This window comes from Micromonospora sp. D75, from assembly GCF_018070405.1.
Classification (GTDB): domain Bacteria; phylum Actinomycetota; class Actinomycetes; order Mycobacteriales; family Micromonosporaceae; genus Micromonospora; species Micromonospora chalcea.
In genome coordinates this window covers 1-9,603 of sequence record NZ_JAGPXV010000173.1, presented here as the reverse complement: position 1 = coordinate 9,603, position 9,603 = coordinate 1, and the positions used below count along the sequence as shown (strand labels likewise).

Sequence of the window (9,603 nt, the reverse complement as noted above, 5' to 3'; positions counted from 1 at the left end):
CCCCAGGACCGGCCCATGGTGTCCCACCCCGGAAATCAGCGAATCAGCTCGACGGTGTTGCGCCGGACCAGGTTCTTGCCCGGTTCCCGGATGGCGTCCATGGCGGCGGTGTTGAGCAGCACGCAACTACCGGACGGCCCGGTCACCGTCACGGTCACCGCCTGGTTGTTGTCCAGGTTCGTCACCCGCAGCCGGGTGCCGAGCGGGAACTGGCCGCTGGTGGCGGCCGGCGCCCCACCTTCGGCGAAGAACGTGAGCGCGCCGGAGCAGACGCTGCCGCCGATCGGCTGCGCGGCGCCGGGCCGGGTCGCGCCCGGCTGGTTGCGCGGTGCCGGAGCGGCGGCGCAGTCGAGGCGTTCCACCTCGTTGCGGCGGATGACGTTCTTGCCCGGCTCGCGTACCAGGTCCATGGCGGCGGCGTTGAGCAGCACGCAGCTACCGGACGGCCCGGTGACCGTCACCGTGGCCACCTTGCGGTTGTCGAGGTTCGTCACCCGCAGGCGTGTGCCCACCGGGAACCTGTCGCTCGTCGCGGCCGGCGGGCCGCTCTCGGCCGAGAAGGTCACCGACCCGGCGCAGGCCGACCGCCCGACCGGCGCGGTGTCCGCGAATCCCAGTCCGGTTCCCACCGAGACCGCCACCGTGGCGGTCACCGCCACGATTGCCGCCATCGCGTGCTTACGCTGCACCCTCACGTTCTCTCCCGTCGTCGCTGTCGTTCCCCGCGTGGTACGGACGGGAGGGCCGGAACGTTCACCTGAGCCGACGGGCTACAACGGACCGTAACGGGTGTGCGGCGCCCCGGTCATCAGCGCCCAGTACCTGTCGCCGTAGGACCAGTGCCACCACTCCGTCGGGTAGTTCACCATCCCCGCGCCGCTCAACGCCGCCACCAGCACGTTCCGGTTGCGCCACGCGCTCACCGGGATGTGCCGGGCCGCGGTGAAGCAGGCGTCGGCGCTCTCTTCGGGGGTGGCGTCGAGCGCCGTGCCCATGTCCAACTCCACCCCATCGGCGTCACACAGCGTGAGGTCAACTGCTCCGCCGGTGCTGTGCGGGGCCACCTCGACCGGCGACACGAACTTGGTGGTCTCCCGGTGCAGCCGGTCCGCCGGCCAGTCCGGGTGCCGCCGCCGCAGCTCGTCCCGGTAGCCGGTGAAGATGTCGAGCTGCGCCCGGTATGGCCGGTAGCCCTCGACCACGAGCAGGCGCAGCCCGGCCGGCAGCGCGCGCTGCGCGGCCAGCAGGCGGTCCGCGACACCGAGCCGCACCCGCGCGTACGCCCCGGCGGGGTCGGCGGCCCGCGCATCCACCCGCAGCCCGGGCACCTCGCGCAGGTCAACCAGGGGTTCGCCGTCGTCCCGGCTGGACACGGCGGCGACGCGGGGGTCGGAGAGGAGGATCACGGCGTACCCCCGGGGTGTGCGGTGGACGGCCGGGCCGCGTGCCGGGTGAAGGCGAGCGCGACCAGCCGGTCCACCACCTCGGGGTACGCGACGCCGGACTCGGCCCACACCTTCGGGTACATCGAGTGCGCGGTGAAGCCGGGCAGCGTGTTCAGCTCGTTGACGTAAAGGTCGCCGGTGGTCTCGTCGTAGAGGAAGTCGACCCGGGCCAGGCCCCAGCCGCCGATCGCGGTGAACGCCCGTACCGACAGCTCGCGGATCCGCTCGGTGACCTCGTCCGGCAGCGGGGCCGGGACGATCATCGGGTCGGCGTCGCCGAAGTACTTCTGCCGGTAGTCGAACCAGCCGCCCGCGACCCGGACCTCGCCGACCGCCGACGCCTCGGGCTGCCAGCCGCCGAGCACGCCGCACTCCAGTTCCCGGCCGGTCACGCCCTGCTCGACCAGCACCACGTGGTCGTGCCGGAACGCCTCCTCCACGGCCGCGACCAGGTCGTCGCCGCCTGCGACCCGGGAGATGCCGATCGAGGAGCCCATCCGGGCCGGCTTGACGAACAGCGGCCCGCGCAGCCCGACGACCAGCTTCTCCGGGTCCGCCGCGGCCCGCCAGGTCGGCTCGTCGAACCAGACGTACGGCGTCGTCGGCACGTCGTCGGCGCGCAGCGCCCGCTTCATCGCCACCTTGTCCATGCCGACGGCGGAGGCGAGGATGCCGCACCCGACGTACGGCACGCCGAGTGATTCCAGCAGCCCCTGCACCACGCCGTCCTCGCCGTACGGGCCGTGCAGCACCGGGAACACCACGTCCAGCTCGGCGTGCACGGTGGCCGGGGCGTCGGCGGCGGTGACCGCGACGGTGCCGGCGGCTGCCCCGCGTCGCAGCTCCACCGCCTCGCCGGTGACCGGCAGCCGGTCGTCGATCGCCCGTCCGGCCGCCACCGTGCCGAGGTGCTGCGCGAGCACCGGCTCGGGCAGCAGCCGGAGCCCGCCGGTACGGGTGAGGCCGAGCGCCACCACCCGGTGCCCCTGCCCGGCCAGGGCGCGGGCCACGCCCAGCGCCGAGGCGCAGGAGACCTCGTGTTCCGCCGACGGGCCTCCGAACAGGACACCGATCCGCACTGTCGCTCTCATGCCGCCACTCCTGCCGTCATCCGGTCGCCCGCCAGCCGGGCCACCAGGTCCGCTTCCACGTTTCCGCCGGTCAGCACCACGCCGACCGTCCGCCGCGTCCCGGCGCCCGAGCTGCCGGAACCGCTCACCTCGTCCAGCCGCAGCGCGCCGGCCAGCGCGGCCGCGCCGGACGGCTCGACCAGCACCTTCAGGTCCAGCAGGAGCAGCCGGAACGCCTCGACGATCGCGTCGTCGTCGACCCGGACCACGCCCCGCACACCGGTGCGGGCCACCGCGAACGGCAGGTCGCCGACGCACCCGGGGCGCAGCCCGTCGGCGAGGCTCGGCGCCGGGGCGACGGGTGTGGGCCGTCCGGCGGCCAGGCTGCGGGCCAGCGAGTCGCACCCGACCGGCTCCACGCCGTACACCTGGATCGGCGTTCCGGCCACGGCCAGGCAGGCACCGGCGATGCCGCCGCCCCCGCCCACCGGCACCACCAGCGCGTCCAGCGGTGTGCCGCGACGCGCCGCCTCCTCGATCAGCTCCAGGCTGGCGCTGCCCTGCCCGGCCACCACGTCCGGGTGGTCGTACGCGTCGACCAGCGGGTGGCCCTCCACCTCGGCGATCCGCCGGGCGACGGCGAGGCGCTCCTCGACCGTGGTGCCGGCCCGGACCACCCGGGCGCCCGCCGCCCGCGCTCGGTCCACCTTGACCGGCGCGGCGTCCACCGGCAGCACGACAGTGGCGGCCAGCCCGTGCCGGCGCGCGGCCAGCGCCACCGCGACGGCGTGGTTGCCGGTGCTCTGCGCGACCACGCCGGTGTGCCCGGCGGCGGCGAGCCGGCCCACCGCCAGCATCGCGCCGCGCATCTTGTACGAGCCCCCGTCCTGCAGGTTCTCCGCCTTGAGCAGGATCCGGGCGCCGGCCAGGCGGTCGATCACCGGGCTGTGCAGCACCGGGGTACGCACCACCCGGCCGGACAGCGCGCGGGCGGCCTCCTCGACATGTGTGCGGTCCGGCAGCGCCGGCCCGTCGATTCGGGGCATGGTCTCTCCTTCGGGATTCGAGTGGACGCGGCTGCGCGGCAGGTCGAACAGCCAGTGCGCGCCGAGCGCGGTGAGGCCGCGGTGCGCGGCGAGGCTGAGCGCCAACACGAGCGCGGTGAGCACGACCGGGTAGACGGTCACCAGCAGCGCCCGGGCGGGTCCGCCCAGACCGGCCACCGGCGCGGCGAGGAGCCGGTCGAGCAGCGCCAGCACCGGCATGTGGATCACGTAGACACCAAGCGTGCGGCGGCCCAGCCGGGCCAGCGCCGGACCGGCCAGGCGGTGCCGGGCCAGCCGGGCGGCGGCGGTCAGCCCGAACGCCACAGCGAGCACGGAGACGAGCAGGTACGCGCCGGGCCAGCTCTGCGCGCCGGCCAGGCCCATGGCGGCCAGCCCGATCGCGTACGCCGCGCCGGTGCCGGCGAGCCGCCGGGTGCTCGCGCCGTCCGCCCACCGCGTGAGGTACGGCTTCAGGCGCACCCCGGCCAGGAAGAACACCAGGTTCTGGTAGACCTGCCCCCGGTTGCCGGGGCTGTCCAGCAGCCCGGTGGCCGCCACGGCGGACAGCGCGCCCGCGGCGGTCAGCAGTACCGCCGGGTGGACCCGGCGCAGCGCCTTGGCGAGCACGAAGTAGAGCGCCAGCGCGTACAGGTACCACAGGTTCGAGGGCGTCACGGTGAGCTGGGCCAGCAGCTCACCCGGGTCGGTGGCCCGGTCGGTCGGGAAGCCGGGCGCCAGCGCCAGCAGCGCGGTGTGGATCAGCAGCCAGATCGCGTACAGGTAGAGGTTCCGCGCGATCCGGGGCCGTCCGGACACCCGCCACGGGCGGGCCACCGCGTTCGCCGCGAAGATGCCGGAGATCGCGAAGAACAACGGCATCCGCAGCGGCAGCAGCTGCTCGCCGAGCAGCCCCCACGCGCCCGGCACCGGCAGGCCGGCCCGCCAGTCGATGCGCAGGTAGTCCTTGACGACGACGTGCCAGAGCACCACGAGCACGATGCAGGCGCCCTTCGCCACGTCGGCCCAGGCCACCCGGTCACCGGGTGGTGCGCTCCCCTCGGTACGCGTCGGCACTGCGGTCTCCTCTCCGGCCCACTCCGGGGCAGGCGGCGGTGCCGCCGGTCCGGTCCTCGGGCAGGTGTCATCGCGGGATGCCGCGACGGCGGCTCCCGGAGTCGTATGTGGGGTGGTCAGCCCACGTGGGGCAGGTGGACGTCGACCCGCAGGCCGCCGTCGTCACCTGGGCGGGCGGCGATGATGCCGCCGTGCGCCTGGGTGATGGAGCGGGCGATGGCCAGGCCGAGCCCGGCGCCGCCGCCCTGGTTGGTCCGGTCCCGGGCGAGGCGCCGGAACGGTTCGAACAGCCCGTCGACCGCTTCGGCGGGCACGGCCTGCCCGCTGTTGGTGACGGTCAGCGCAGGGTCGCCGCCGACGGTGACGACGAGCCGCCCGCCCGGGCGGTTGTACTTGATGCCGTTCTCCACCAGGTTGGTGACCAGGCGTTCCAGCAGCACCCGCTCGCCGGTCACGATCCGGGGCGACAGCCGGGTCTCGACCGTCACGCCGGCCTCGGCGGCCCGGTCGGCGTACGCGGCCAGCACGCCGGTGACGATCTGTTCGAGGCGTTGCGGGGTGGAGGACCGCAGGCCCTGGTCGCTCTCGCTGAGCGCCAGCAGCCCTTCGATGAGCCGCTCGTTGCGTTCGTTCGTGGCGAGCAGTTGCGCGGTCAGCAGCTCCAGTTGCTCACCGGTGAGCGACTGCGCCATGCCGACCTCGATCAGCGTGCGTTGCACCGCGAGCGGCGTACGCAGCTCGTGGGAGGCGTTCGCGGCGAACCGCCGCTGCCCCTCGTACCCGGCGGTGACCCGGTCCAGCATCGCGTCGATCGCGCGGGCGAGCCCGGCCAGCTCGTCCCGGCCGCGATGCCGGATGCGGTAACCGAGGTTCTGCGGGCCCAGGTTCGCCATCGGGGCGGCCAGGTCGCGCACCGGACGCAGGCACCAGCGGGCCGCTCCCCACACCGCGAATCCGGCGGCCACCAGCACCAGCAGTTGGACCAGCAGCGGCAACAGCGGGACGAACGGGCGGCCCGGTTCGCACACCGCGCCGATGGTGGCCAGGCCGCAGAACCACTGGGCCTGCCCCCACACCAGTTCGAGCAGCGACTTGACCATGTTGGGCACGAAGAACCCGGCGAGCAGGGCGAGCAGCCCGACCAGCAGGATGCGGCGACGGGGGCTCATTCCGGCTCGCCGATCCGGTAGCCGGCCTTCGGCACGGTGTGGACGACCGACGGCTGGCCGAGCTTCTTGCGCAGGGTCATCACCGTCACCCGGACCGCGTTGGTGAACGGGTCGGCGAACTCGTCCCACGCCTGTTCCAGCAGCTCCTCGGCGCTGACCACCCGGCCGCCGGCCCGCATCAGCACGTGCAGGACGGCGAACTCCTTCGGGCTCAGCCCGAGCGGGCGGCCGTCCCGGGTAGCGGTGTGCCGGGCCACGTCGAGCACCACGCCGTGCCGTTCCAGCACCGGCGGCAGCGCCGGCGTGGACCGGCGGCCCAGCGCCTGGACCCGCGCCACCAGCTCGGCGAACGCGAACGGCTTGGTCAGGTAGTCGTCGGCACCCAGCCCGAGGCCGGCGACCCGGTCCCGGATGCCGGCGGCTGCGGTCAGCAGCAGCACCCGGGTGCCGGCGTCGGACCCGGCCAGGCTCCGGCACACCTCGTCGCCGGTGGCGCCGGGCATGTCCCGGTCCAGCACCGCCACGTCGTACCGGTTGACCCCGATCCGTTCCAGCGCGCCGTCGCCGTCGTAGCAGACGTCGACAGCCATGGAGAACCGTCGCAGCCCCTCGGCGACCGTGTCCGCCAAGAGCCGCTCGTCGTCCGCCACCAGCACCCGCACCTTGCGCTCCCCGTGTCTTCCCTCGTCGTCCGGCACACCTTCGCAGGCCGGAGTTAAGGGTTCTGTAAGCGTCCGCAGCAGCCATCCTCCACGCGGGCCACGCTGCGACAACCGGCGTACGGCCGTCTGGGCCGTTCGTCCGGTCCGCGGGCGGCGCGAGCACCGCTGAAGTGACCCGGATCACGCATTGGCGCTCGGGCGTGAGGTGGGTCACGATGGGTGGAAGGAGGCGCTGGTGGCTGACCCGTGGCTCGCCCTGGAGTTCGGCGCGGATCCGGCGGAGCGGATCGCGCAGGTCGGTGCCGCCCACGAGGCGTTCCTCACCGCCGGCACCACATCCGGCCGGGTCCGGGAGGTGGTGGCCCGTTCCTGGGAGCGGTCCGCGCTGCTCGACCCGGAGGCCACCGCGCCGGTCGACCTCACCGACGACGCGCTGGAGACGTACCGCGCCGCGCACCCGCTCGCCCGGGTGATGCCGCTCTTCCGCGACCTGCTCGGCGGCATCGCGCAGGACGGCGCGCACCTGATGGCGGTCTGCGACGCCGCCGGGCGGCTGCTCTGGGTGGAGGGCCACCCCGGGGTGCTGCGGCACGCCGAGCGGATGAACTTCGTACCGGGCGCACGCTGGGACGAGGCGCACGCCGGCACGAACGCGCCCGGCACCGCCCTCGCCGTCGACCACGGCGTGCAGATCTTCGCCACCGAGCACTTCGTGCGGCCGGTGCAGCGCTGGACCTGCGCCGCCGCGCCGATCCACGACCCGGTCAGCGGCGCGCTGCTCGGCGCCGTCGACATCACCGGCGGGGACCACCTGGCCAACCCGCAGAGCCTGGCTCTGGTCCGGGCCACCGCCCGGGCCGCCGAGGCGTTCCTGGCCGGCGTCGCGCCCGCCGCGCCGGACGTCGCGTACGTGTCGGCGCTCGGCCGCGACGAGGCGGAGCTGCGCGTCGGCGGCCGGCGCATCCGGCTCGGTCGCCGGCACAGCGAGCTGCTGGTGCTGCTCGTCGACCATCCCGAGGGGCGCACCGGGGAACAGCTCGGCCTCGACCTCTACGGCGACGACAGGCGGCACCCGGTCACGCTGCGCGCCGAGCTGTCCCGGCTGCGCCGCGTGCTCGGCGAGGAGCTGCTCGACTCCCGCCCGTACCGGCTGCGCCCGACCGTGCGCGCCGACTTCCGTACCGTCACCGAACTGCTGGAACGTGGCGATCCGGCGGCGGCGCTGCGCGCGTACCGTGGGCCCCTGCTGCCCCTGTCGGACGCACCGGGAGTCGCGCGACTGCGCCGCCTGGTCGACGGCCAGTTGCGCGCCGCCGTGCTGGCCGGCGGCGACCCGGGGCTGCTCGCGGCCTGGACCGCGACGGCGGCCGGCGCCGACGACCTGGCCGCTTGGCAGGCCCTGGCGCGGGCGCTGCCGCCGGGCGCGCCCCGCCGGCCGCTCGCGCTCGCGCGGGCCCGCCAGCTCGCCGAGGAGTACGCGCTGCCGCGCGCAACGTTCCTGCAACGTCCTGGAAACTAGCCTGCCCGCCATCCACCCCAGACGGACGGCGGAGGTACCCATGACGCGCTACGACGCCCCCACCCACTGGCAGTCCCGCTACGACCACTACATCGGCGGCGAGTACGTGAAGCCGCACGGTGGCAAGTACTTCGAGAACCCGACCCCGGTGACCGGGCAGACCTTCTGCGAGGTGGCCCGGGGCACCGCCGAGGACGTGGAGAAGGCGCTGGACGCGGCACACGGCGCGGCCGACGCGTGGGGCCGCACGTCGGTCGCCGAACGCTCGCTGATCCTCAACCGGATCGCCGACCGCATGCAGGACAACCTGGAGTCCCTGGCGATCGCCGAGACGTGGGAGAACGGCAAGCCGGTACGCGAGACGCTCGCCGCCGACATCCCGCTCGCGATCGATCACTTCCGCTATTTCGCCGGGGCGATCCGGGCGCAGGAGGGCTCGCTCGGCGAACTCGACGACGACACCGTCGCCTACCACTTCCACGAGCCGCTCGGCGTGGTCGGGCAGATCATCCCGTGGAACTTCCCGATCCTCATGGCGGTGTGGAAGCTCGCCCCGGCGCTGGCCGCCGGCAACGCGGTGGTGCTCAAGCCGGCCGAGCAGACGCCCGCCTCGATCCACTACCTGCTCTCGCTGATCGGCGACCTGCTGCCGCCGGGCGTGATCAACGTGGTGAACGGCTTCGGCGTCGAGGCGGGCAAGCCGCTGGCGTCCTCGCCGCGGGTGGCGAAGGTGGCGTTCACCGGCGAGACCACCACCGGGCGGCTGATCATGCAGTACGCCAGCGAGAACATCAAGCCGGTCACGCTGGAACTCGGTGGCAAGAGCCCGAACATCTTCTTCGACGACGTCAGCGCCGCCTCCGACGACTTCCTGGACAAGGCTCTCGAAGGCTTCACCATGTTCGCCCTCAACCAGGGCGAGGTGTGCACCTGCCCGTCCCGGGCGCTCATCCAGCAGGGCCACTACTCCGACTTCCTCGCCGCCGCCGTCGAGCGGACGAAGGCGGTCAAGCAGGGGCACCCGCTGGACACCGACACGATGGTCGGCGCGCAGGCCTCCAACGACCAGCTGGAGAAGATCCTGTCCTACCTGGACATCGGTCGGCAGGAGGGCGCTCGCGTCCTGGCCGGCGGCGAGCGGGCCGACCTCGGCGGCGAGCTGTCCGGCGGCTACTACGTCCAGCCGACGATCTTCGAGGGCGACAACTCGATGCGGATCTTCCAGGAGGAGATCTTCGGCCCGGTGGTGTCGGTGACGTCCTTCGCCGACCTGGACGACGCCGTGAAGATCGCCAACGACACGCTGTACGGGCTCGGCGCGGGCGTGTGGACCCGGGACCTCAACACCGCGTACCGGGCCGGGCGCGCCATCCAGGCCGGCCGGGTCTGGACGAACTGCTACCACGCCTACCCGGCGCACGCGGCGTTCGGCGGCTACAAGCAGTCAGGCATCGGCCGGGAGAACCACAAGATGATGCTGGAGCACTACCAGCAGACCAAGAACCTGCTGGTCAGCTACTCGCCGAAGAAGCTCGGCTTCTTCTGATGGGCGACACCGTGACAGTGACCCCCGCGGCGGCCGACCTGATCCGGTCGCTGCGGGGGCAGCACGGCCCGC

General features: G+C 73.8%; 8 protein-coding genes and 1 pseudogene. 3 read left to right on the top strand and 6 right to left on the bottom strand.

The genetic code is table 11. From position 1 onward, the window contains the following. Window positions 1-35 precede the first annotated feature (35 nt). The 6 genes from KBX39_RS13210 to KBX39_RS13185 all read right to left on the bottom strand — a co-directional run bounded on the left by KBX39_RS13210 (window position 36) and on the right by KBX39_RS13185 (window position 6,466). On the bottom strand, window positions 36-695 hold the full coding sequence (locus tag KBX39_RS13210; RefSeq protein ID WP_210870757.1) for a hypothetical protein: 660 nt from the start codon (window positions 693-695) through the stop codon (window positions 36-38). Window positions 696-770: 75 nt separating this feature from the next. Next, complete coding sequence (locus KBX39_RS13205; protein WP_210870754.1) at window positions 771-1,406, bottom strand: M15 family metallopeptidase; 636 nt, start codon at window positions 1,404-1,406, stop codon at window positions 771-773. Then, window positions 1,403-2,536, bottom strand: coding sequence for a D-alanine--D-alanine ligase family protein (locus tag KBX39_RS13200; protein WP_210870752.1), 1,134 nt, complete (start codon window positions 2,534-2,536; stop codon window positions 1,403-1,405). Before KBX39_RS13200 ends, KBX39_RS13205 begins: the two co-directional genes overlap by 4 nt. After that, window positions 2,533-4,635, bottom strand: a complete 2,103-nt coding sequence (locus tag KBX39_RS13195; protein WP_210870749.1) for a pyridoxal-phosphate dependent enzyme — start codon at window positions 4,633-4,635, stop codon at window positions 2,533-2,535. The genes KBX39_RS13200 and KBX39_RS13195 overlap by 4 nt, the downstream gene beginning before the upstream one ends. Window positions 4,636-4,751: 116 nt before the next feature. Further along, window positions 4,752-5,804, bottom strand: a complete 1,053-nt coding sequence (locus KBX39_RS13190) for a HAMP domain-containing sensor histidine kinase (protein ID WP_210870746.1) — start codon at window positions 5,802-5,804, stop codon at window positions 4,752-4,754. Further along, complete coding sequence (locus KBX39_RS13185) at window positions 5,801-6,466, bottom strand: response regulator transcription factor (protein ID WP_043326436.1); 666 nt, start codon at window positions 6,464-6,466, stop codon at window positions 5,801-5,803. The genes KBX39_RS13190 and KBX39_RS13185 overlap by 4 nt, the downstream gene beginning before the upstream one ends. Before the next feature lie 235 nt (window positions 6,467-6,701). Here KBX39_RS13185 and KBX39_RS13180 point away from each other — a divergent pair, with 235 nt between their 5' ends. From KBX39_RS13180 to KBX39_RS13170, 3 genes and pseudogenes are all read left to right on the top strand, one after another. After that, the gene (locus KBX39_RS13180; RefSeq protein WP_064447716.1) at window positions 6,702-7,985 is read left to right on the top strand and encodes a hypothetical protein; all 1,284 of its coding nucleotides are present in this window, start codon (window positions 6,702-6,704) and stop codon (window positions 7,983-7,985) included. Window positions 7,986-8,025: 40 nt separating this feature from the next. Then, window positions 8,026-9,531, top strand: a complete 1,506-nt coding sequence (gene adh, locus KBX39_RS13175; RefSeq protein WP_043326441.1) for an aldehyde dehydrogenase — start codon at window positions 8,026-8,028, stop codon at window positions 9,529-9,531. Further along, a pseudogene (locus KBX39_RS13170) lies at window positions 9,531-9,603 on the top strand (DUF779 domain-containing protein); the annotation flags it as partial. The gene adh and the pseudogene KBX39_RS13170, both read left to right, overlap by 1 nt.

Excerpts from the sequence above, each read along its gene's own strand:
- KBX39_RS13200 (WP_210870752.1), bottom strand. The coding sequence starts at position 2,536 with ATGAGAGCGACAGTGCGGATCGGTGTCCTGTTCGGAGGCCCGTCGGCG.
- KBX39_RS13190 (WP_210870746.1), bottom strand. The coding sequence starts at position 5,804 with ATGAGCCCCCGTCGCCGCATCCTGCTGGTCGGGCTGCTCGCCCTGCTC.
- adh (WP_043326441.1), top strand. The coding sequence starts at position 8,026 with ATGACGCGCTACGACGCCCCCACCCACTGGCAGTCCCGCTACGACCAC.